Origin of the sequence: Photobacterium sp. TY1-4 (assembly GCF_025398175.1) — a bacterium.
Taxonomy (GTDB): Bacteria; Pseudomonadota; Gammaproteobacteria; order Enterobacterales; family Vibrionaceae; genus Photobacterium.
Genome location: NZ_CP099734.1, coordinates 2,677,839 through 2,699,870, shown reverse-complemented (window position 1 = coordinate 2,699,870; position 22,032 = coordinate 2,677,839). Strand labels below are relative to the sequence as shown.

Genomic DNA, 22,032 nt, shown 5'->3' with positions numbered 1-22,032 from the left:
AAGTGCCTGATGTACCCAGAGCACCGGATCAGTGGAGTCTATTGTGTCTGAACCATCAAAAACCAATTTATCAGAAAAACTCTTCGCCCCCCGGCAAACCTCGAAAGAAACGTCCAGTTTGGTCCGGTTGGCCCATGTGACGGATAAGCCGATCCATAACCCGATTGACGGGGACAGTGAAGCGGGGTGGTATCGGGTGCTGAGACGTCCGCAGTGGGTCTGGCAAGGCATTGATCCAATTGAAATGGAAGCGATTTTTGCCCGAATGGCCCATGCGAAAGCGCCGCGGACCCGGGATGACTTGCTCGACACCGTGATTGGGTACAAGCCCGGGAACTGGATTTATGAATGGTGTCAGTCCGGTGCCAAGTACCAGCATAAAGCCCGGTATCTGGTGGAGCAGGGGCAACAGGCATCGGCCGGGGAAGCCCTGCTCAATGCCAGCATGTATTACAGCGTGGCTGCTTATCCGCATATTAAAGGGGATGAACTGGCTGCACAGGCCGAAGTCCAGGCCAACCAGACTTATCGGGAAGCGATGAAATATCTGCCGGCTAAGATGAAAACCATCGACGTTAAGTATGAAGGAAAAACCTTCCAGGCCTTTATTCACATGCCCCGGATGGATAAGTTGCTGCCGACCGTGGTGGTCACCGGTGGTCTGGATACCCTGCAGACAGACTTGTGGCGTTTGTACCACGATTACCTCGGCCCGGCTGGGTTTGCGATGGTCACGCTCGATATGCCGTCGGTGGGCCATAGTGCACGTTGGTCGCTTACGGAAGATACCAGCCGATTGCATCAAGCGCTGCTCCAGCAGATCCGGGATGTCCCTTGGGTTGATCACCATCGGGTCGCCATGCTCGGGCTGCGTTTTGGCGGCAATGCGGCGATTCGGTTGGGCTTTCTGGAGCCGACCCGCCTGAAAACCTGTATCAGCCTTGGGGGCGTGATCCACAACGCGTTGGCGAACCCGACCGTGCTCGATCAGATGCCGCGCATGTATTTGGACATGATTGCTTCGCGGATGGGCAAACGGGGGATCTCAAAAGCCAGCCTGACGTCGCATTTACCGGCCTGGTCGCTGAAGAACCAGGGGCTGTTGGGGCGGCGCAAGATTGATATCCCGATGCTGGGCATCAGCCTCAAGCACGATCCGATCTGCCCGGACACCGATAATCAGCTGATTGCCATCTCCAGCCGTGGCGGGAAAGCGATCACCTTGCCTGAAAAGCCGTTGCATGACGGGTATCACAGAGCCATGCTCACCGTGGTGGAGTGGCTGCAGGAAAAGCTGGCATAAGCGGGTGGTTAAAAAAGCAACAGTTGTAAATAAACTGTTGCCATTTTCGGTAGTTATAGCTTAAATGGAATACAATAGGGTGCAACGTTGGGCATGACACCCTGATGTTTGGCGATTGCTGTTCCTGCGCGATTGTCTAAGGATGGAGAAACGCTATGACTACAACAATCTTCCCGCCACATGGCCGACTGATGACGAAACTGACGGCGCTGGGGCCTTATCTGCGACAGCAGCACTCATCTGAAGGCTATTTTTTCTTCGATTGTCTGGCCAGCTGTATCAGCGCCAAAAAAGAGCCGGAAGAACGGGAGTTCTGGGGGTGGTGGCTGATCCTGTCGGCGACCGAAACCGGCTTTGAATATCGTTACTTTTTCGGCCGCTATGACAGCGAAGGCGAATGGTTGAAAGAATCAGTACCGGCCAAACACGAGCAGGCGGTGCTGCAAACCCTTAATGATTTTTATCCCAAGCTGACCGGCCTGCTTCAGGATGAGCTGAGTTTAACCGTCACCCCGGCACGGGAGCTGGAGGAGGCTGAGCTGGGAAGCCCGGCCTGATTTACTGCTGCCTCGTGCATCGCTTCGCTGACTTGATAAATGCGCTTTTCAGCGCATTTTTCTTGTGATCTACCAAGGGGATTGATAAAACATCGGGTAATCTTTTTTTCATCACAGTTGTTTATCCCAATGGCAGAGACGAATCATATTCAGGTGACCGCGCAGACACTTTCCAGCGCGCACGCTTCCGACACACAGTCGGTTCATTCCCCTCAGCAAACCATTGTCATTAAACTGGGCACCAGTGTATTGACCGGTGGGACCCTGCAGCTGGATCGCGCCCATATGGTCGAGTTGGTTCGCCAGTGTGCATCCTTGCGTAAGCAAGGTCACAAGGTGATCCTGGTGACTTCCGGGGCGATTGCAGCAGGGCGCGAGCATCTGGGATACCCCGAACTCCCCAAAACCATGGCCAGCAAACAATTGCTGGCGGCCGTCGGCCAGAGCCGTTTGATCCAGGAATGGGAACGGCTGTTCGGGATTTATGGCCTGCATGTCGGGCAGATGTTGTTGACCCGGGCCGACCTTGATGACCGCGAGCGCTTCCTCAATGCACGCGATATGATCGTCGCCCTGCTGGACAATGGGATTATCCCGGTGGTTAATGAAAATGACGCCGTCGCCACCACAGAGATCAAAGTGGGCGATAACGATAACCTGTCCGCCCTGGTGGGTATCTTGACCTCCGCCGATAAACTGCTGTTGCTGACCGATCAGCCGGGCCTGTTTACCGCCGATCCGCGCCGGAATCCGGAGGCGGAATTGATCCGCGAAGTGCACACCATTGATGAAACCCTGCACAAACTGGCCGGCGGGAGCGTCGGCGGTTTGGGCACCGGCGGCATGGCAACCAAGCTGCAAGCAGCGGATGTTGCCCGTCGGGCCGGGATCGAAGTCGTCATCGCAGCAGGCAGCCGTCCGGAAGTGATTGCTGATCTGGTCCGGGGTGAATCGGTGGGAACCCGCTTTCTGCCGTTGGAATCGCCGCTCGAGAGCCGCAAGCGTTGGATCCTGGCCGGGCCACCGCCTGCCGGAGACATCGTGATTGATGACGGTGCGGCTGTGGCGGTTCAGCAGCGCGGCAGCAGCCTGTTGTCGAAAGGGATCCTGACGGTGAAAGGTGAATTTGAGCGCGGGGAAGTGACTCGGATTTTCAATGCCCAGGGCGTGTTGCTGGCACGCGGGATCTGCCGCTATTCCAGCCGGGACATGGCAAAAATTGCCGGTAAACACAGTCAGGACATTCATCAGGTGCTGGGCTATGAATATGGGCCAGTGGCCATTCACCGTGATGATCTGGTCCTGATCTGAGCTGGCCCAATGTCGGTTTAGCATCAACGTATAAGAAAAGAATAGGGGAAGACAGTGGATCTTGAATTGATGGGGCAAGCGGCGCAGCAAGCCGCGTTTGCACTGGCAACGGCAGCAACACAACAGAAAAATCATGCCTTGGCGATCATCGCCGATGAGCTGGAAGCCAACCGTGATGTGATTCTGGCGGCCAATGCCCAAGACATTGAAGCGGCGAAAGCATCGGGCATGAGTGATGCGCTGGTCGATCGCCTGCTGCTGAACGCAGAACGTCTGAGCGGCATTGCCAATGATGTTCGTAATGTCATCGGACTCAATGATCCGGTGGGTGCCGAGCTGGACTGTAAAGTCCTGGAGAACGGCATGCGCCTGAGCCGCCGTCGGGTGCCGCTGGGGGTGGTCGGGGTGATTTACGAAGCCCGGCCGAATGTGACCATCGATATTGCGGCGCTGTGCCTGAAAACCGGTAATGCCAGTATTTTGCGCGGTGGCCGCGAAACCTTCCATTCCAACATGGCGCTGGTCAAAGTGATCCAGACCGCGCTTGAGAAAGCGGGTCTGCCGGCCGCGTCGGTGCAGTACATTGAGAAACCGGACCGTGAGCTGGTGTCTCAATTGCTGAAAATGGATCAGTACGTCGATATGATCATCCCGCGCGGTGGTGCCGGCCTGCACAAAATGTGTAAGGAAAACAGCACGATTCCGGTAATTATCGGCGGCTTCGGCATCAGTCATGTCTATGTGGACGACAGCGCCGACCTGGCCCGCGCCATTGATGTGGTCGAAAATGCCAAGGTACAGCGCCCGTCGGCCTGTAACGCCCTCGATACCCTGCTGGTGCACGAAGCCGTGGCGGAAGCCTTTCTGCCACGCCTTGCCGAGCGGCTGAATAAGTCGAACGTGGCCTTTGTTGCCGATGAGGGCAGTTTTGCCTTGCTGGAAGGCAAGGCAGCTTCGCTGCGTCCTGTCGCAGAAGGGGACTTTGATACCGAATGGCTCAGCTATACCCTGGGCGTCAAACTCGTCAAGGATGTTGATGAAGCGATCGCCCACATGCGCCACCACAATGCCAGCCATTCTGATGCGATCCTGACCAACAACCTGCAGGCTGCTGAGCGATTCGTCAATGCCGCCGGCTCCGCTGCAGTGTATGTCAATGCATCTACTCGATTTACAGATGGCGCACAGTTTGGCCTGGGTGCGGAAGTGGCCGTTTCAACTCAGAAACTACACGCCCGCGGCCCGATGGGGCTGGAAGAGCTGACCAGTTATAAATGGGTTGGTGTCGCAGATTACCTGTCTCGCCCGTAACAAACAGCCAGTCGTCAGTCTTGCGATAACTGCATCACAAGTGCTCATTTACATGCGTAAACTCCGCGCTTGTTCTTTGTTCTCACAAGACTGACTGTGGGCTGATTGTTCCGGGGTAAAGTGGATGCTGTTTCTCTTTGCGTTCGTGGAAACTGGCTGCGAGCTCAGTTGCGAAGGAAGTTAGCTAAAACGTACTTTCGCAAAACTGACCTTGGGCTGATTGCTCTGGGTCTGGTTCCGTGGGAAACGAGAAAGAGCGAAGACAAAAAAGCGAGTGTCGATGACGCTCGCTTTTTTATTGTGTGTGTTTTTTGATTCAGTGTGCTCAGTGCTCAGTGCTCAGTGCTCAGTGCTCGCGTCGATCGCTGTCGTTGCTTTGCTCAGCACTGTGAGAATTGCTGTCCGGGTCGTCCTGTTGCGCCTGTTCGCGCTTGTGTTTCTCTTGCATGTATTTGACTTTATCCCGGTAGCCAAATTTCATATTGGCCGTGTATTTGATTGCTGCAATGTTACTGACGATCACACTGACGATAATGATCGAGATCACCCAGGGGTTAAGGAGCCATTCCGCCATTTAAACCTCACAAACATTTGCAATGTACCTTGTATAAAGCGTATCAAGATTTGCCAAAATCTGCGACTTTCCAGCGATTTGGCTGGCATGAAGTGTGCGATGGAGCAACTCGGGTGTCAGTTGGGCCAGCAGGGGCGAGCTGACGGGCGCATGGCTGATGTGCCAGGGCTCCACCGCAACGCCGTTGCGATCTTCGGCGTAAGGTAGATAAAAGTCGAACGTGGTGAGGGATGCCTGCAGCCATTGGCTGAACTCGGCCTGATGGCCGCCCGGCGCATACTCCCAGGGCTCTAATTGCAGGTTGACCCCGTCCGGCAGGCAGTTGGCCGCATAGACGTCAAGATCCGTGCCCCAGTGATGACGGCTCGCACCGGGCAGGGCCGACCAGCGCATAATGGTATGGATACGGTCAAGCTCGCTGAGCGATGCGGCGTCGACCGGCTGGCTGTTGCTGTCCAGCAGCGGCCGGTTGCCGTTGAACTTGTGGTTCCAAATCATCAGCTGGCGCTCAAAGCCGCGAAATGCGCTGGCAATTCTGAGATCGAATCCGGCCTGTTTGGCGGCTTGCTGTAAGGCCAGAAATGCCGGGCGTGTCTCACGGTGCAGCTGGTATTGCTGTACCGAGATCAGATGGGTTTCAGATTGGCCGGTGAGTTGCCCGGCCGTGAGCGGCCGGGCGCCAGTAGGAAGGGTCATTGCAAAGATTTTTCCAGGATTTTCTGATACATATCCGTCAGCTTTTCCAGGTCGGCTACTTTCACGCATTCGTTCACTTTATGAATGGTCGCGTTTACCGGTCCCAGCTCCACAACTTGGGCGCCGGTCCGGGCGATAAAGCGTCCGTCCGAGGTGCCACCGGTGGTCAGGAGCGCGGGTTTCTGGTGGTTGACCTCTTCAATGGCCTCGACCACCGCAGCCAGTAGTGTGCCCTCATCGGTCAGGAACGGATGGCCGCTGAAGGTCCACTTCAGATCATAGTCCAGACCATGGGCATCGAGCACGGAATGCACTTTGCGCTTGATATCGTCGGCAGTCAGCTCAGTGCTGAAGCGGAAATTGAACTGGACATGGAACTCGCCCGGGATCACGTTCGATGCGCCGGTACCGGCTTGTAAGTTGGCAATCTGGAAGCTGGTCGGCGGGAAATAGTCGTTGCCGTTGTCCCAGGTGGTGGCGGCCAGTTCAGCCAGTGCCGGCATTGCCCGGTGCACCGGGTTGTCTGCCAGATGCGGGTACGCGACATGGCCCTGGGTCCCTTTGATGGTGATATCCCCGGTGATTGAGCCGCGACGGCCGTTTTTCACTACATCACCCACGAAATGGGTACTGGAGGGCTCACCGACAATACACATATCGATTTTCTCGTTGCGCGCTTCCAGGGTATCGATCACCCGGGTGGTGCCGTTGATAAACGGCCCTTCTTCATCTGAGGTGATCAGCAGGCCGATCGAGCCCGGATGATCCGGGTTGTCTGCCAGAAAGCGTTCAATGGCGACGATGAAGCAGGCCAGTGAGCCTTTCATATCGGCGGCCCCACGGCCGTGGAGGTAGCCATCAATGATGGTGGGCTCAAACGGCGGGGTATGCCATTGCTCTGACGGCCCGGCCGGGACGACATCTGTATGTCCGGCGAACACCAGTAGCGGTGCTTCGGTGCCGCGGCGGGCCCACAGGTTGGTGGTGTCTTCAAAAATCATCGGTTCGATGGTAAAACCGAGTTTTTCAAGACGTTCAATCATCACGTCCTGGCAACCAGCATCTGCCGGGGTCACGGAAATACGGCTGATCAAGTCTTTCGCCAGAGCGATAACCGGGCTGTCTGACATCCTTGTATCCTTACTTATTGGTGAGCATGAAAAATGGCGTGGTATTGGTCCGGCTTGAAGCCGAGGTGATAGCGGTCGTTGTGAACCAGCAGCGGGCGCTTGATCATCGCCGGGTATTCCAGCAGCAGGGCCAGAGCAGTTTCGCGGTTCAGGCCGGCTCTCTGTTCATCACTCAGCTGGCGGTAGGTGGTGCCGCGCTTGTTGACCATGGCTTCCCAACCCAGTTGGGCTTCAAAGGTTTCCAGCAGGGCTGCATCTAAGCCATCAACGCGGTAGTCATGGAAGCGGTAGGAAATATTTTCCGCATCCAGCCACTTCTTCATTTTTTTGATGGTGTCGCAATTCTTAATGCCGTAGGCAATTGTACTCATAATGGGACTGACTTTTGGTTGTTATCGCTAGGCCTTCCTTTATAACGAGATTGCCCGGGCTTCGCAATGGTCTTGATGGGAAGCGATACATTTGCCGCCAGCCTTGAGGCGACTGGGGATGCTGAGATATTTAACACTACAAAACAAGTGGTTATTGCAAATTTCCGGGTGCATGATCTTGTGCCAGATCAAAAAATAATTGCGAGTCATGTTGCATAAAATGCGTGGAAAATGTAACACGGGCCTCCCACCGGGTGAAACCTGTAGTATCAGTGTGTAAGTTGTTGATCTGTATCAAGAGTTATTTATTGTGGTTAATTTTTTTAAATTGATTTCAATCAATACGGGCAGGTTTCAATCTCGTTACATTTGGCTCCGTTCAATAAGAAGGCCAATTTATTCCCATCCGGGATCTTCAAAAGGAATGGAGTCAATAATAATGAAAACAACAATTTGTGCTGCAGCTGTGCTCGCTGCAATGACCCTTGCACCTCAGGCTCTTGCTCACCAGAAAGGCGACATTCTGGTTCGTGTCGGCGCCGCGACAGTGATGCCGAATGAAAGTAGCGATGATGTTGCCGGGTTCGGTGAATTTGGCATTGACTCGGATACCCAACTGGGCCTGACCGTGGGATATATGCTCACCGATAATCTCAGTGTTGAATTGCTGGCGGCTACGCCGTTCAAACATACGGTATCACTGGGCCCGCTGGGTGATATCGCCGAAGTGGAGCACCTGCCACCGACACTGATGGTGCAGTACTACTTTATGGACAGCAACAGCAAGTTGCGCCCATATGTCGGTGCCGGCCTGAACTACACCACCTTCTTTAACGAAGACTTCAACAGTGGGGCTAAAAACCTGGGGCTAGGTAACCTGTCATTGGATGATTCCTGGGGACTGGCGGCTAATGTCGGCCTGGACTATCAGGTGAAAGATAACTGGTATGTCGGCGCGTCGGTTTGGTATGCCGACATTGAAACCGACGTGAACTTCACCTTGGGCGGTGACCCGGTCTCAATCAACACCGAGATCGATCCTTGGGTCTTTATGCTGTCTGCCGGTTATAGCTTCTAAGCCAAGCCGCGTCGGATTAGCGATTCGGATAACTAGGCTGGGCCTTTGGGTCCGGCCTGTTTGTTTGCGTGCGTCTGGTTTGAGCGCGTCGTCAGCTCCCCCAAGATGATGGTGAAAAGTCATGAAATTCGCCCTTCATCGTGAAATGAACGCCGGCATGGCGAAATTTCACTTCATATTGATCAAACGCAACATCCCCGCAGCAGAAGTCGGAATAATAGCTAACCATCACAGAATGGAGGTCTCAATGGAATTGAATCCGGTTTTTGCCCGTCGTTTATATTTAGCCCTGTTGGTTGAGAAGGTCGAGCGGCCCAATGTGCCGAAGCTCATCGAAATTACCGGCTGGCCACGACGTACGATTCAGGATGTACTCAAGGCGCTGCCCGGTTTCGGGATCGAGCTGGCCTTTGTACAGGATGGCAAACGCCATAATGATGGTTACTACCAGCTGAGTGACTGGGGACCGTTTGACTTACAGTGGGTGGTGTCCAAAGAGCAGGATATCATTACATCCGTGTCCGGCTGATGGCTGCCGATGGACAGTGAATAACCTGTCCGCCGGCTGATTTGAACTGCAATGCTGATTGACCGTGGCTGGTGGCTATCCCTGGGTTTCCAGGTAGAGCACGGTGGCCGCGGTGCGTGATTTCACCTGAAGTTTCTTGAGCAGACTCTTCATGTGAACCTTGACGGTGGCTTCCGAGATATACAGAGATTCGGCAATCTGGCGGTTGCGGTGTCCTTTGGCCACTTCACGCAGGATCTGCATCTCGCGGTCGGTCAGTGCATCGAGCAGGGATTCATATTCGGTGTCGTCTTCAAGAAATTCTTTCACCTGATCGCTGTAGGCTTTGTCGCCGTGCAGTGCTTGCTTCAACAGCGCGACCAACTGATCCGGCTCGGTATCTTTCAAGAGGTAGCCGTCGGCCCCGGCATTGATCAGGGCCCGGATATCCGCGCGGCTGTCGGAGACTGTCAGCACGACAATGCTGGCCGAAATATCTTCTGCGCGCATGGCATTTAAGGTGTCCAGGCCAGACATCCCTTTCATATTCAGATCCAGCAGGATCAGGTCCGGCTCATTTTCTGCCGCAAGCCGCACGGCATCAGAGCCGTTGCTGGCTTCGGCAACAATGTCGAATTCAGGTTCAAAACTCAGCAGCTGGCTGATCCCCCGACGGATCAGCGGGTGATCATCCACGATCATTAATTTCCAGTGTGTCATCGTTATTATCCTTGAGGCTCAAGCGAAAAACTTAAGGCGACTTTGCAGCCTGCGCCTTGGGTCGTGTGAATCGAAAGCTCACCATGCAGGCGGGATGCGCGCTCGGTCATGATGGCAAGTCCGTAGTGATTGCGTTTTTCATCGGCCGGGTCAAAGCCCTGGCCGTCATCGGTGATCAGAATGTTCACCTGCTCGCCATCCTGGGCACAGTGCACCGTGATTTCATCAGCGTCGGCATGTTTAATTGCGTTGAGGACCGCCTCACGGATCAGTTGCAGCAGATGGACTTGGTGGTGGGCATCCAGGCTCAGCGATGACAGATGGTTCTCTATGATGAGCATAGCATCGGTTTGCTCATCGAGGGGGTTCAGCATTTCTACCAGCGCTTCGCCGAAGTTAGCTTCCTTAATCGTCAGGCGGAAGGTGCTGAGCAGCTCCCGCAGTTGGGTATAAGCCCCGGACAGGCCCTGGTCAATCTCGCTGATAATCGCCATCGCGCTGTCGTGTTGGTGGTGACTGAGCTGGCGTTTGAGCAACGTCATCTGGATTTTGAGATAAGACAGGGATTGCGCCAGCGAATCATGTAGTTCCCGGGCAATGGTTGCCCGCTCTTCCATCAGCAGCAATTGCTCAGCCTGTTTCTGGGCGCGATTATAGTAGATCCCGCGGGCCAGGGTGCGGGCGAGATTATCAATCAGGTTTTTGTCCGGACAGGGCAGGGTGTACTGCCACCACAGTTGTCCGAGAATTTGGCCGTCCAGTTCCAGATCCTGATAATGCCAGGTGCCGTTGCTCGCCGTACCGGCGGCGATTTCGGTATTGCGTCCGTTGCTTTCGTCGATCACCAGCTTGGTTGCAGTCAGCCCTTCAATATTGATCAGGGTATCGAGCATGGCTGAGAAATGCTGCGATGACAAGCGGCTTACCGACAGCTCTTGCGAGCATTGGTAGAGCACCTGCAGTGATTCATTGGCATGGCGTAATCGGCGGGTCTTTTCTGCCACCGTCTTTTCCATGCCACGATACAGCTTGCCGAGCTCGGTTGCCATCTGGCTGAACGTTCCGGCCAGAATACCCAGTTCGTTGTCGCTTTTGACCGCCAGTTTGACATCAAACCGGCCGCTTTGGATTTGCTCACTGGCCGCGACCAGCTGGTTGAGCGGCGCGACGATCTTGCGTCGGGTAAAGTGGATGGTGAACAGGGCCACCAGCAGGATCAGGCTGAGCCCGAGCCCGCCGATGATCGACAGAATTTGCAGCTTGATCTCCGAGAATTCCTGTAACTCAAAGACAAAGCGGTCAATATCATCCACGAAGTTGGCGATTTCATCTAGGAAGTCTTGTGACTCGCCGCGTTGTAGCAGGCGCTGCAGGGACTGCCAGCGCTCGATCAGGCTGAGGTAGTGATGCTTGATGTCATCCGGGACCGTCCAGTGCTCCAGGGCCGCCATGGAGGTCGAAAACAATGACTGTTCGAACTGCGCCAAGTGGGCCGGTAATTGCGGTGAGCGGGTCTGCACATCGTAAGCCAGCCGGTAGCTTTGCATCCGCATCGAGCCGGAGACATTAATGGCCTCGGCGTCATTGAGGCTGGAGGCCAGCGTCAGCAGGGCGAAGCTGGTGGTGGTGACCGAAAGCAGCAAAATCACCAACATGGCCCGGGCGATGGTGGTGGTCACGGGTTTGAGCGGGCGTTTGCTCCTGTGATGGTTTTGCGGCTGACGGTTGTGCTTGTCATGCATATGCTCAGTACTGGCCAGGGCTGTGTTCTCCATTGATTCCTCCCAACAATACCTGATAGCTCAGACGAATGGGCGGTCAGGTCAGCAATAGTGTGAGCATTATCATTTTGCTTTTTTGATCCAAAACAAGGTTCCCCCCCATTTAGCCCTTCCTGGGTATTTAAGCAAATATTACGAGATTTACACTGGCCGTGTAAAAAAAAGACGGGTTATGAATAGGGGTATTGTCGTTCGGTCTTCATCCACCAAAGTTTGGGATGAATAGATCAAACTTTTCAGAGATGTGCTTTATTCATCGTTATGACCCAGTTACCGGAGTAAGCGCTATGTTTGACCCATCCCGCCGACGACTTCTGACCCGACGCCGGGCAGCAGCTGTGCCACGGTTGCCCTGGGCCATTGAAGAAACGGCATTTACCGATGCCTGTACCCGCTGCGGACAATGTCAGGCGGCGTGCGAGACCCGGATTATTGTCCAGGGGGACGGCGGATTTCCCGAAGTGGATTTTCAGCGCGGGGAGTGCACTTTCTGCTACCGCTGCGCCGAAGCTTGTCCGGAACCGCTGTTCCAGGCGCGAACGGCATCGCCCTGGTCGGTGAAAGCGCAAATCGGAGAGAGCTGTCTGACACACCAGCGGATTGAGTGTCGCAGTTGTGGCGATGCCTGTGAGCCGCAGGCAATCCGATTCCGGTTGCAGGCTGGCGGGGTGGCGACACCTGAGCTGGACTTGCAGCAGTGCACCGGGTGTGGCGGATGTGTGTCGGTCTGCCCGGTTTCAGCCATCACCATGACCCAATCAAACCAGGAATAAGAGGCCACAACATGGCATTACAAGAAGTTCATATTTCAAGTCTGGTTGTTCACGTTCAGCCTGCGTACCTGGCGGCAGTGAAAGATGCCATATTGCAGTTTCCGAATACTGAAATTCACGGCGAGAGCGAAGAAGGAAAAATCATCGTGGTGCTGGAGACGGAGAACCAGGGCTATGTGACAGATACTATAGATAAAATCAATAACTTAGAACACGTATTAACCACTTTCTTAGTGTATCACCAAATCGAACACTTTGATTCGCAATCTGAGGATGACGCATGAAAATGACAAGACGCGCGTTTGTGAAAGCAAACGCCGCTGCATCGGCAGCAGCTGTGGCAGGCATCTCGTTGCCTGCGTCGGCGACGAACTTAATCGTAAGTTCTGATCAAACCAAAATTAAATGGGATAAGGCGCCATGTCGTTTTTGCGGAACGGGATGTTCGGTTTTGGTGGGCACACAGAATGGCCGGGTTGTTGCGACCCAGGGGGATCCGGAAGCGCCGGTGAACAAGGGCCTGAACTGTATCAAAGGTTATTTCCTGTCGAAGATCATGTACGGTAAAGATCGCGTGCAGACACCAATGCTGCGGATGATAAACGGCAAGTTCGATAAAGATGGCGATTTCCAGCCAATCAGCTGGGATCAGGCGTTCGACATCATGGCCGATAAATGGAAAGCGGCGCTGAAAAAGCACGGGCCTTCCGGGATCGGGATGTTCGGCTCCGGGCAGTGGACGGTGATGGAAGGCTATGCGGCATCCAAAATGATGAAAGCTGGCTTCCGTTCCAACAATATTGATCCGAACGCGCGTCACTGTATGGCTTCTGCGGTGGGTGGCTTTATGCGGACTTTCGGGATTGACGAGCCGATGGGCTGCTATGACGATTTTGAGCATGCCGATGCGTTTGTGCTGTGGGGCTCTAATATGGCTGAGATGCATCCGGTGCTCTGGACCCGGATCACCGACCGTCGCTTGAGCAATCCGCATGTGAAAGTGAACGTGCTGTCGACCTACTACCACCGCACGTTTGAGCTGGCCGATAACGGCATGGTGTTTGAGCCGCAGTCCGATCTGGCCATTGCCAACTTTATCGCCAACTACATTATCCAGAACGATGCCGTGAACTGGGACTTTGTCAACAAGCACACTCATTTCAAGCGGGCCACGACCGATATCGGTTACGGACTGCGTGATGAGCACCCGTTGCAGCAACAGGCGGCCAATGCCAACTCGGGCAAAATGCATCCGATGACTTTTGAAGAGTACAAGGCTTCGGTGGCGGAATACACCGTCGAGAAAGCCGCGCAAATGTCGGGTGTGCCGGAAGCCAACTTGCTGGAAATGGCCAAGCTTTACGCCGATCCAAAGGTGAAGGTGATGTCGCTGTGGACCATGGGAATGAACCAGCATACCCGTGGGGTGTGGATGAACAGCCTGGTGTACAACATTCACCTGCTGACCGGCAAAATTTCCCTGCCGGGTAGCGGTCCGTTCTCGCTGACCGGCCAGCCGTCAGCATGTGGTACGGCGCGTGAGGTGGGGACCTTCTCCCACCGTCTGCCGGCCGATATGGTGGTGAAAAACCCGAAACACCGGGCGATTGCCGAGAAAATCTGGCAACTGCCGGAAGGCACCATTCCACCGAAACCTGGCTATCACGCCGTGGTGCAGGACCGGATGCTGAAAGACGGCAAACTGAACGCTTACTGGGTGATGTGTAACAACAATATGCAGGCCGGGCCGAACATCAATGATGAGCGTTTGCCGGGCTACCGTAACCCGGAGAATTTTATTGTCTGCTCCGATCCGTATCCGACAGCGACGGCCCAGGCGGCTGATCTGATTTTGCCGACCGCAATGTGGGTGGAAAAAGAGGGAGCATACGGCAATGCTGAGCGCCGGACCCAGGTGTGGTACCAGCAGGTAGCGCCGCAAGGTGAAGCGAAATCCGACCTGTGGCAGATCGTGGAGTTCAGCAAGCGCTTTAAAGTGGAAGAAGTGTGGGATGAGGACTTATTGGCCAAGGCACCGCAGTATCGCGGCAAGACGATGTACGATGTCCTGTTCCGTAACGGTGAGGTAGACAGATTCCCGCTTTCTGAAGCACAGGCATTGAACGATGACGCCCAGTCACAAGGCTTCTATCTCCAGAAAGGCCTGTTTGAAGAATATGCCGCCTTTGGCCGTGACCATGGCCATGACCTTGCCCCATATGATGTGTATCACCAGGAGCGCGGTCTGCGTTGGCCGGTCGTCAATGGCAAAGAGACCCGCTGGCGGTTTATCGAGGGCTCCGACCCGTATGTTCCTAAAGGGGCCGGCTACCGTTTTTACGGCAAGCCTGATGGCAAGGCCAATATTATCTTCGCACCGTTTGAACCAGCGCCGGAGGTCCCGGATGAAGAGTATGATCTGTGGCTGTGTACCGGCCGGGTGCTGGAACACTGGCATACAGGCTCCATGACCCGCCGGGTGCCTGAGCTGTATAAAGCGATGCCGGACGCGGTGTGTTATATCCATCCCGATGATGCCCGCTCAAGGGGCCTGCGCCGGGGAGATGAAGTGCTGCTGGCGTCCCGTCGCGGTGAAGTGCGCTGTCGGGTAGAAACCCGGGGCCGAAATCGTCCGCCGGTCGGCTTGGTGTTCGTCCCGTTCTTTGACGCCCGGATCCTGGTCAACAAGCTGATCCTTGATGCGACGGATCCGTTGTCTAAGCAGACCGACTACAAGAAATGTCCAATCAAAATCACCAAAGCATAAGTTAACGAATCAAGGCTGTGATGACAGTCCGGAAGCGACCGGGCTGTCATTCGCAGGGACCGAGTTTTAGCCAGTAGGCGGAGAAGAAAATGAAACGATTAGTGTTAGCGGTCATGGCGGTAGGGATGCTGGTCGCCGGTGCCGTACAGAGTGCAGAAGAGCTTCATAATCCAGGTGGGATTGGGGGCGTGGAATCGCTTCGTGGGATGACTGAGCTGGAGTCAACGCGCCCGGCCGATGCCATGAAACGTTTCCCGCGTGATCGGGACACGATTGACAGTGATTATGTGTATCAGCCGCCGCTGGTGCCGCATACCATCCGCAATTACGAAGTCTCGCTCAATGCCAATAAATGCCTGGCCTGCCATAGCTGGAAAAACGCCAACGAGATGGGGGCGACCAAGATCAGTGTGACCCATTATCAGACGCGCGAAGGCCAGGTGCTGTCGGATGTGTCGCCGCGTCGCTACTTCTGCCTGCAATGCCATGTGCCTCAGGCGGATGCCAAGCCGCTGGTGGACAATACCTTCCAGCGTGTTGATGCGCTGCGCAGTAAGTAGCCACAGTCAAAAGAGAGGCTATCAATGAAATTATTGAAAAATTTTTGGCGCAGGATGGCGTCGCCGAGCAAGGTGGCGGCCGGGCTGGTGCTCTTTATGGGCTTTATGGGCGGCTTGTTATTCTGGGGGGCGTTTAATACCGGGATGGAAGCGACCAATACCGAGGCGTTTTGCTCCGGTTGCCATGCGCCGATCGTGAAAGAGATCCGTGAGACGATCCATTACTCCAACCGCTCCGGGGTGCGGGCGATTTGTTCAGACTGTCATGTGCCGCATAACTGGACCGATAAAATCGTGCGGAAGGTCCAGGCGTCGAAAGAGCTGGTGGCTTTTGCGATGGGAACGATCGATACCGAGGATAAATTCAAGGAGCGCCGGGGCTATCTGGCGAACCGGGAATGGCATCGGATGAAGAATAACGATTCCCAGGAGTGCCGGAACTGCCATAACTTTGAATATATGGACTTTTCAGAGCAGGGACCGCGGAGCGTGAAGCAGCACTCGACCGCGCTGGCGTCCGGTGAGAAAACCTGCGTGGATTGCCACAAGGGGATTGCGCACAAGCTGCCGGATATGAAAGACGTGGAAGGCTGGTGATCTGACGGATCATCATGCCTCAACTACTGAACAACAAGGTGCAGACCATGAGTACATTAGAATCGATTATCTGGCATGTGTTGGGGTATGCGGCCATGCCGGTGATTATCCTGACCGGCTTTGCGGCGGTGGCGGCCATTTCCATCGGGTTGTTATCGTTGGGAAAAGATCGGCGCGTTGACTAAAACGATGTGGGGGCTGTCAGGCATCACGATAACCGGGCGGCTTTTTCGATAAAGACGTTGTCCGGGTGAAGCCGCCGATCAGCACCATGCCGATCCACACCAGATACAGGGGGAGCCATTCCAACAGAAATTGATGGAATGCTCCCTCATTTTGTTGCGTCCAGAGATCCGCCAGATGTAAGGCGGTGATGGTCAGTAATCCGCTGATACTGATCACCAAAAATGCTCGCCTGTCCATACCTCAGTCCCCCGATGTCTATTGGGGATATTTTAGATCTAAATAGCAATCATTATCAACTCATGAGGTGCAAAGAATGGTTACTTTAGATACCCGGCGGCTTGCAGTTTGGCGCGGAACAAGTCTGCCCGCTCGCGATTCACGCCAAAATCTGAGTAGCCGACCCTGGATTCTGAGCGTACCACTAAGGTGTCGCCGCTTAACCTCAGTTCGAAATCATCCACGAAACGGAAAATCTTACTCCGGCATTCGACCCGCAGGTAGTGCTGCTGTTGCTGGCCCAGGCTGGCCCCCGGCAGCGACAGGGCCAGCGTCTGGATCTCAGCCCAATGGGCTTGCCCTTGCTCGTTGAGCTGGAATGGCGCCAGACGGAAGTCTTCACGTGATTCTAAAGTGGAGACACAATTCGGCTTCACACCGCAATGCTGTCCGGTGCGATCCGGCAGGGAGGTCGCCGTTGTCTCACCATGGCTGCAGCCGGTGAGCAGCAGGCCAATCAAGACCGCCGGGCTGAGGTATTTCATGTTTGGTTTCCTTTTAGACAGTAAGTACCAGGTTAGACAGTAAGTACCAGGTTAGACAGTAAGTACCAGGCTGGGCCCGCATCTAGGATTGCAACAGGTAAGCGGCGAATCCGCACCAGGATGCCATGAGTAGGAGCCAGGGCAGCCAGTGTTGTTTTCGGATCACGGTCTGACCGCTGGTGTCGTGTTGGGAGCCGTCTTGCTCCGGCTGCGCTGGTTGCCTTTCTTTGCTCTGTTTTTTCCGTAGCTTGTCCCGCTCACGGGCTTTGGCTTTTTGCTGTTTTTTGTATTGCTCGATCCCTTTCTGGATACCCTGTGCGATGAGCTTGGTTTGCTCTTTGGTCTGACCCGGTTTTTGGGTCGCTCGGGCAATCTGCATGGCTTCTGCCTGGGTTTCCGGTGAAGGCGCGGCTTGTTTCTTACTGGTTGACATATCGGCCCCGTAAAGATCAGTAAATCATTTGGTCATGCAAGGTATTCCGGGAATTATACCGTGCCCATGCTGGGTTGAAAGCGGTCTGGGTTGCGCATATTTTGTAGGAAAATTTCATCAAAATATTCATCCCAAGTTTATAATGAACGAACCTGAATCTTGATTAAAGCGCTGATATAGCTATATTTGAATGCTGTTCATATCTGATTCTATTGATGACGAATTAACCTTGGAAATGCTGAGGATTTAATAAAACTACGACTTTTATTACCAAAATCGTGATCTTGGCTACAAGATGAACAATTGAATCGTGCGATGGGCCACAGAATTAATCTCCTCGGGATGGGGATTTTAGCCAGATGAATTATGGTGAATGCATGATGTGAAAGTTGTCATTGTGGTTGAAATCCATAACCTGCGTCTCCATTGCATGAACAGAGAGCGTAAATGGAGAACCGGTTTGCTTTATCCGATCGAAGCCTATGACAAACATGGTTTATTGAAACCTTCCGGGATGCTGTGGCTGGCCCTGGCGTTTAGTGCCAAAGCCTGGCTGATTTTTCTGATGGCCGGTGCCAGCCGGGCGCAGGGCGCACAGATCCTGGAAGTGATTTACCCCCTGCGCGACCATTTGTATGTCGGTATGGGGATGGGGTTGCCGGCGCTGCTCTTGATGTGGCTCTCCGGGCAACGATACAAACAGAATCAATGGATCACCGCCATTTGGCAGCAGGGGAAAGTGATTTTACTGCTTGCTTATTTGGCCGATGGTCTGTCGCAAGGGTATCAACTGGCGCTGAGCCAGGGTGCTTTTCGCTGGCCACAAGCCGTCAATTTGCTGCTGACCCTTTGGTTATCGGCTTATTTGATCAGAAGTACCCGCGTCCGCAATACCTTTGCTGACCAACCTGATAAGGGGTAAAGCAACATGAATGAATTGAGTAAGGGACTCATTTTGTTTAGCGCGCTACTGAGTCCACTGGCGATGGCCGACTGGCTGCTCGATGTGAACTTTGAGCTGTCGAGTGCCGGCCGGACACAAACGGTGAATACGTCGCTGTCACTGCTGCCGGGAGAAGAAACGGTCTTTTTCGGGACGACCGTGCAAGATATGGACACCCCAGTCCAGAATATGAACGCCAGGCGACTGGTGGGCAGTGCCGAATTGCTGGAGGTGTCTGCGGAAGAGGTCAAAATAGCCTTTAAAGTCAAAGAGCAACTCGATGACGGGGCCTGGCGGACATTGATTGCACCGACCATTTCGACTGGCCTCAATACGCCGGCGTCGTTTGAAAGCGGCGATGATGCAGAGCAGCAGGTCAAACTGCTGGTTGAAGTGACTTCCGTTTAAGACGCAACTATAGTTTGACCGGATTCAAGGCGCTCCTTCTGGGAGCGCCTTTTGTTTCTGTACATCATGTTATCTGCTCGGGACAGGAAATAGTCCGGGGTGTCCCCTGGCCGGTAGAAGGTAATACCGACGCTGGCTCCAATTTGGATCTGCGTTTGCTCGTGGGGGAAGGGATGCTGCGCCGTGGCGGATACCAGGCTGACCAGCGCATTGGCTTCATCCTTCGCGGTGGCTTCCAGCAGGATCACAAATTCATCTCCGGCCAGGCGGGCAAAGAAGCTGCGCCGGCTCGTCAGTAGGGTGCTCACCCGGGCGCAGAATTGCTGCAAAATCCGATCGCCGGCGTGGTGGCCATAGGTATCATTGACCTGTTTAAAATCATCCAGATCGATAAAAAGCAGGGCCGGTTTGGCTTGATAGGGCGCCACCTGGCTGACGACCCGATGCAGCTCTTCGACCAGAGCATAGCGGTTGGCAATCCCGGTTAAGGTATCCTTGCGGGCCATTTCCGATGCTTTTTGCTCAGCTTCGATCCGGCGGGCGATTTCTCGCTTCAGTTTCCGGTTGACCAGGGTTAAGTAGGTGATCACCAGAATCGTTCCGCCCAGCAGCATGATGCCGGACTGCAACCACAGTTTGACATCCTTCCAGGTCAGCTCCGCCCGCTGAGGAAAAAGAAACTCTTCATCGATGTGGGTGTGGGGAATGATATTGAGTTGACTGAGCTCGTCGGCGATCGTTTGCCAGCGATTCGGGTTCATGTGCCCGATTTCGATCAGATCAGACATGATCATTTTGGCGCTGGATTCGAGTTCGAAAGCCAGATGTTGGCGGCTTTTCTTCGGTTGGTAATCCCGTTCGATCACGTCCAGCGTTTCTTCAATGTGGGTCAGGGCATAGTACCAGCCTTTCAGGCTGGCGGTCCGGAAGCGTTCAACGGCGCCGGGGTGGGAGCGGGCGAATTCCTGATGGGTAAAGAGAATGTCGCTGTAAAAACTGACCCCGTAATCCGCCGGGTTGAAAATTAAGGCGGGCTCTCCCTGCGCTTGGAGGTAATAGGGCTCATTGGTGAGGTAGCCATTGAAAGCATCGATCTTTCCGTTCAGTAAATCGTCGATGTCGGCAGACGTGGTAATTTGCTCCAGATCGGTCAGATATATCTCATTGCGGGCCAGCAGCACCAGGAGCTCGGCATCTTCGGCTCCGGCAAACATCATCACCCGTTTGCCGATTAGGTCATGAATGGTTTGGATGTCGCGGTCAGCCCGGGCGATCAGGACGGATGGGGAATGTTGAAAAATGGCGGCCATGGCGGTGACCGGAAACCCATGACCATAGGCCACCAGAACTTCGGTATTCCCGACCCCGAATTCTGCCCGGCCGCTGAGGACTTCGGTAATGGGGACCTTATGGTTTCCGCCGGGTTTGATGGTCACGTCTAGCCCGGCATCTCGGTAGAATCCCTTTTCTTTGGCCATGTAAAACCCGGCAAATTGTGCCTGGTGAAGCCAACGCAGCTGCAGGCTGACCGGATCCAGCGCGAAGGCTGGTTGAGCCAGAACCATCAAGAGCAAAGATAGCAGCACGGCGTGGTTTTTTTTCACAATCGCTCACAATTATTCACAAGGGGCGGCCCCAATTTTGTGGAACAAAACCAGGGAAGTAAAGAGGGGAGATGATTTATTGAGAACGCTGGCAGGAATCAAATACAGGCTATAAAATCTCGTTATAATATATTGATTTATCGTTAATCGAGAATTAGGAGAGGATTATGACTCACCCTCAACCTGCAATTTTGCCGGAAGCGGGCCCTTTTGCACTTTACGTTGTGCTGAAGGTGATTGGAGATCAGGCGGCCGTGGTTCGTCAGTGCCAGAAATGGCATGACAGCCTGGCTGAATTGAATCATCAACAACCGGATGCCCACCTGCGGGCCAGCGTGGCATTCGGCCGGTCATTCTGGCAGAGCCTGGGCCAGACACTACCGTCACAGTTTGATGATTTCCGCCCGCTGGGGAGCGGGGAGATCACTGCGCCGGCAACAGGCGGCGATGTGTTGCTGCACCTGAACTCCAGCCGTCATGATCTTAATTTCTTCGCGCTGCGTCAGTTCCTGCAGCCCATCGCGGAAGCGGTTGAGATCCTGGATGAGACCTATGGCTACCGTTATCTCGATGCGCGGGACATGACCGGGTTCATTGACGGTACAGAAAACCCGAAAACCCTGGAATCGCGCGGTGAAGTGGCTCTGATCCCGGACGGTGAGTTTACCGGGGGCAGCTTCGTTATGGTGCAACGGTTTGTCCATAACCTGCCGGCCTGGCATCGCCTGAACGTCAAGGCGCAGGAGAAAGTAATTGGCCGGACCAAGCCGGACTCGGTTGAGCTCGACGATGTGCCGGAAAATTCACATGTGGGCCGGGTGGATATCAAAGAGGAAGGGAAAGGCTTGAAGATTGTTCGTCACAGCCTGCCTTATGGCACGGTGAGCGGCGATCATGGCCTGTTGTTTATCGCATATTGCCATACTCAGCATAACTTTCATGCGATGCTCGAGAGCATGTATGGGGAAACGGATGGCAAAACAGACACCATGCTGCGCTTTACCCGCGCGGTGACCGGTGCTTACTTCTTCGCCCCGTCGCTGGAGATGCTCAATACACTGTAAGGCATTGAGCTCGTAAAATAAAAGCGCTCCCCAAGGGGAGCGCTTTTTTATTGGTGTCTGCACGGACAATGCAGGCGGTGATTACTTTTTCACGCGCAGAACTGGTGTTTCACCCACAGTGGTTGGGCCAGACAGCTTGTTCAGTTCTTTGATTTCGTCCATGTTTGAGATAACAACAGGTGTCAGCGTCGATTTTGCTTTTTCTTCCAGCAGAGCCAGATCGAATTCGATAATCGTGTCACCGATTTTCACCGTTTGGCCTTCTTCCGCCACGCGGGTGAAGCCTTCACCTTTCAGTTCAACGGTGTCGATACCGAAGTGAACAAACAGTTCGATGCCATCGTCAGACTCGATAGAGAACGCGTGGTTAGTTTCGAAAATTTTGCCGATTGTGCCGTTTACCGGGGCAACCATTTTGTTGCCAGCTGGCTTAATTGCGATACCATCACCAACGATTTTTTCTGCAAACACAACATCTGGCACATCTTCGATGTTCACGATCTCGCCAGACAGCGGTGCGATGATGTCAATAGCACCCGCTTCGTTGTTGTCGTCTGATACCAGCTTCTTCAATTTGTCAAACAGACCCATATCGT

The 22,032-nt window shown here is 54.2% G+C and carries 26 protein-coding genes; 15 read left to right on the top strand and 11 right to left on the bottom strand.

Annotation, left to right across the window (positions count from 1 at the left end; translation table 11 throughout):
* Positions 1 to 43: 43 nt before the first annotated feature.
* The 4 genes from frsA to NH461_RS12640 all read left to right on the top strand — a co-directional run bounded on the left by frsA (position 44) and on the right by NH461_RS12640 (position 4,482).
* Positions 44 to 1,303: an esterase FrsA gene (gene frsA, locus NH461_RS12655; protein WP_261600696.1), complete on the top strand. Its 1,260-nt coding sequence runs from the start codon at positions 44 to 46 to the stop codon at positions 1,301 to 1,303.
* 155 nt (positions 1,304 to 1,458) lie between these two features.
* Positions 1,459 to 1,860: a sigma factor-binding protein Crl gene (crl, locus tag NH461_RS12650; protein WP_261600695.1), complete on the top strand. Its 402-nt coding sequence runs from the start codon at positions 1,459 to 1,461 to the stop codon at positions 1,858 to 1,860.
* A 129-nt stretch (positions 1,861 to 1,989) separates the two neighbouring features.
* Positions 1,990 to 3,171 (top strand): glutamate 5-kinase, encoded by a 1,182-nt coding sequence (gene proB, locus NH461_RS12645; protein WP_261600694.1) that lies wholly within the window; start codon positions 1,990 to 1,992, stop codon positions 3,169 to 3,171.
* A gap of 54 nt (positions 3,172 to 3,225) precedes the next feature.
* On the top strand, positions 3,226 to 4,482 hold the full coding sequence (locus tag NH461_RS12640) for a glutamate-5-semialdehyde dehydrogenase (RefSeq protein WP_261600693.1): 1,257 nt from the start codon (positions 3,226 to 3,228) through the stop codon (positions 4,480 to 4,482).
* A 346-nt stretch (positions 4,483 to 4,828) separates the two neighbouring features.
* On the opposite strand, the gene NH461_RS12635 is transcribed toward NH461_RS12640, so the two are convergent.
* From NH461_RS12635 to NH461_RS12620, 4 genes are read right to left on the bottom strand one after another with little or no spacing between them, the layout of a single operon-like run.
* The gene (locus NH461_RS12635) at positions 4,829 to 5,056 is read right to left on the bottom strand and encodes a DUF2897 family protein (protein ID WP_261600692.1); all 228 of its coding nucleotides are present in this window, start codon (positions 5,054 to 5,056) and stop codon (positions 4,829 to 4,831) included.
* Positions 5,057 to 5,752 carry a M15 family metallopeptidase gene (locus tag NH461_RS12630; RefSeq protein WP_261600691.1) on the bottom strand — a complete coding sequence of 232 codons (696 nt, stop codon included), beginning with the start codon at positions 5,750 to 5,752 and terminating at the stop codon, positions 5,057 to 5,059.
* Positions 5,749 to 6,882, bottom strand: a complete 1,134-nt coding sequence (dapE, locus tag NH461_RS12625) for a succinyl-diaminopimelate desuccinylase (protein ID WP_261600690.1) — start codon at positions 6,880 to 6,882, stop codon at positions 5,749 to 5,751. Before dapE ends, NH461_RS12630 begins: the two co-directional genes overlap by 4 nt.
* Before the next feature lie 14 nt (positions 6,883 to 6,896).
* Positions 6,897 to 7,253 (bottom strand): ArsC family reductase, encoded by a 357-nt coding sequence (locus NH461_RS12620; RefSeq protein WP_261600689.1) that lies wholly within the window; start codon positions 7,251 to 7,253, stop codon positions 6,897 to 6,899.
* A 439-nt stretch (positions 7,254 to 7,692) separates the two neighbouring features.
* Here NH461_RS12620 and ompW point away from each other — a divergent pair, with 439 nt between their 5' ends.
* Both ompW and NH461_RS12610 read left to right on the top strand, forming a co-directional pair.
* A complete protein-coding gene (gene ompW, locus NH461_RS12615) occupies positions 7,693 to 8,331 on the top strand; it encodes an outer membrane protein OmpW (RefSeq protein ID WP_261600688.1) in 639 nt (212 codons plus the stop codon).
* 247 nt (positions 8,332 to 8,578) lie between these two features.
* Positions 8,579 to 8,860, top strand: coding sequence for a helix-turn-helix domain-containing protein (locus tag NH461_RS12610; protein ID WP_261600687.1), 282 nt, complete (start codon positions 8,579 to 8,581; stop codon positions 8,858 to 8,860).
* Between the two features lie 75 nt (positions 8,861 to 8,935).
* On the opposite strand, the gene NH461_RS12605 is transcribed toward NH461_RS12610, so the two are convergent.
* A complete protein-coding gene (locus NH461_RS12605; RefSeq protein ID WP_261600686.1) occupies positions 8,936 to 9,559 on the bottom strand; it encodes a response regulator in 624 nt (207 codons plus the stop codon).
* A 5-nt stretch (positions 9,560 to 9,564) separates the two neighbouring features.
* Positions 9,565 to 11,301, bottom strand: a complete 1,737-nt coding sequence (gene narQ / locus NH461_RS12600; RefSeq protein WP_261602903.1) for a nitrate/nitrite two-component system sensor histidine kinase NarQ — start codon at positions 11,299 to 11,301, stop codon at positions 9,565 to 9,567.
* 326 nt (positions 11,302 to 11,627) lie between these two features.
* On the opposite strand from narQ, the gene napF reads away from it, so the two are divergent.
* From napF to NH461_RS12570, 6 genes are all read left to right on the top strand, one after another.
* On the top strand, positions 11,628 to 12,113 hold the full coding sequence (napF, locus tag NH461_RS12595) for a ferredoxin-type protein NapF (protein WP_261600685.1): 486 nt from the start codon (positions 11,628 to 11,630) through the stop codon (positions 12,111 to 12,113).
* Between the two features lie 11 nt (positions 12,114 to 12,124).
* Positions 12,125 to 12,397, top strand: coding sequence for a chaperone NapD (locus NH461_RS12590; RefSeq protein ID WP_261600684.1), 273 nt, complete (start codon positions 12,125 to 12,127; stop codon positions 12,395 to 12,397).
* Complete coding sequence (gene napA, locus NH461_RS12585) at positions 12,394 to 14,880, top strand: periplasmic nitrate reductase subunit alpha (protein WP_261600683.1); 2,487 nt, start codon at positions 12,394 to 12,396, stop codon at positions 14,878 to 14,880. The genes NH461_RS12590 and napA overlap by 4 nt, the downstream gene beginning before the upstream one ends.
* Positions 14,881 to 14,969: 89 nt before the next feature.
* On the top strand, positions 14,970 to 15,440 hold the full coding sequence (locus NH461_RS12580) for a nitrate reductase cytochrome c-type subunit (RefSeq protein ID WP_261600682.1): 471 nt from the start codon (positions 14,970 to 14,972) through the stop codon (positions 15,438 to 15,440).
* 24 nt (positions 15,441 to 15,464) lie between these two features.
* Positions 15,465 to 16,037, top strand: coding sequence for a NapC/NirT family cytochrome c (locus tag NH461_RS12575; protein ID WP_261600681.1), 573 nt, complete (start codon positions 15,465 to 15,467; stop codon positions 16,035 to 16,037).
* A gap of 47 nt (positions 16,038 to 16,084) precedes the next feature.
* A complete protein-coding gene (locus NH461_RS12570) occupies positions 16,085 to 16,222 on the top strand; it encodes a TIGR02808 family protein (protein ID WP_261600680.1) in 138 nt (45 codons plus the stop codon).
* 16 nt (positions 16,223 to 16,238) lie between these two features.
* Here the strand turns inward: NH461_RS12570 and NH461_RS12565 are convergent, their stop codons facing one another.
* From NH461_RS12565 to NH461_RS12555, 3 genes are all read right to left on the bottom strand, one after another.
* Positions 16,239 to 16,460 (bottom strand): hypothetical protein, encoded by a 222-nt coding sequence (locus tag NH461_RS12565; protein WP_261600679.1) that lies wholly within the window; start codon positions 16,458 to 16,460, stop codon positions 16,239 to 16,241.
* 80 nt (positions 16,461 to 16,540) lie between these two features.
* Entirely contained in the window at positions 16,541 to 16,984 is a 444-nt protein-coding gene (locus NH461_RS12560) for a DUF1499 domain-containing protein (protein ID WP_261600678.1), read from the bottom strand.
* Between the two features lie 82 nt (positions 16,985 to 17,066).
* Positions 17,067 to 17,417: a DUF2956 domain-containing protein gene (locus NH461_RS12555; RefSeq protein ID WP_261600677.1), complete on the bottom strand. Its 351-nt coding sequence runs from the start codon at positions 17,415 to 17,417 to the stop codon at positions 17,067 to 17,069.
* Positions 17,418 to 17,799: 382 nt separating this feature from the next.
* Between NH461_RS12555 and NH461_RS12550 the strand changes: the two genes are divergently transcribed.
* Both NH461_RS12550 and NH461_RS12545 read left to right on the top strand, forming a co-directional pair.
* Complete coding sequence (locus NH461_RS12550; RefSeq protein ID WP_261600676.1) at positions 17,800 to 18,339, top strand: DUF2919 domain-containing protein; 540 nt, start codon at positions 17,800 to 17,802, stop codon at positions 18,337 to 18,339.
* 6 nt (positions 18,340 to 18,345) lie between these two features.
* Positions 18,346 to 18,768, top strand: coding sequence for a hypothetical protein (locus NH461_RS12545; protein ID WP_261600675.1), 423 nt, complete (start codon positions 18,346 to 18,348; stop codon positions 18,766 to 18,768).
* Here the strand turns inward: NH461_RS12545 and NH461_RS12540 are convergent.
* Positions 18,765 to 20,372 (bottom strand): GGDEF domain-containing protein, encoded by a 1,608-nt coding sequence (locus NH461_RS12540; RefSeq protein WP_261600674.1) that lies wholly within the window; start codon positions 20,370 to 20,372, stop codon positions 18,765 to 18,767. The genes NH461_RS12545 and NH461_RS12540 overlap by 4 nt on opposite strands.
* 167 nt (positions 20,373 to 20,539) lie before the next feature.
* Here NH461_RS12540 and NH461_RS12535 point away from each other — a divergent pair, with 167 nt between their 5' ends.
* Positions 20,540 to 21,436: a Dyp-type peroxidase gene (locus NH461_RS12535; RefSeq protein ID WP_261600673.1), complete on the top strand. Its 897-nt coding sequence runs from the start codon at positions 20,540 to 20,542 to the stop codon at positions 21,434 to 21,436.
* A gap of 81 nt (positions 21,437 to 21,517) precedes the next feature.
* On the opposite strand, the gene crr is transcribed toward NH461_RS12535, so the two are convergent.
* Positions 21,518 to 22,027: a PTS glucose transporter subunit IIA gene (gene crr, locus NH461_RS12530; protein ID WP_261600672.1), complete on the bottom strand. Its 510-nt coding sequence runs from the start codon at positions 22,025 to 22,027 to the stop codon at positions 21,518 to 21,520.
* Positions 22,028 to 22,032 lie beyond the last annotated feature (5 nt).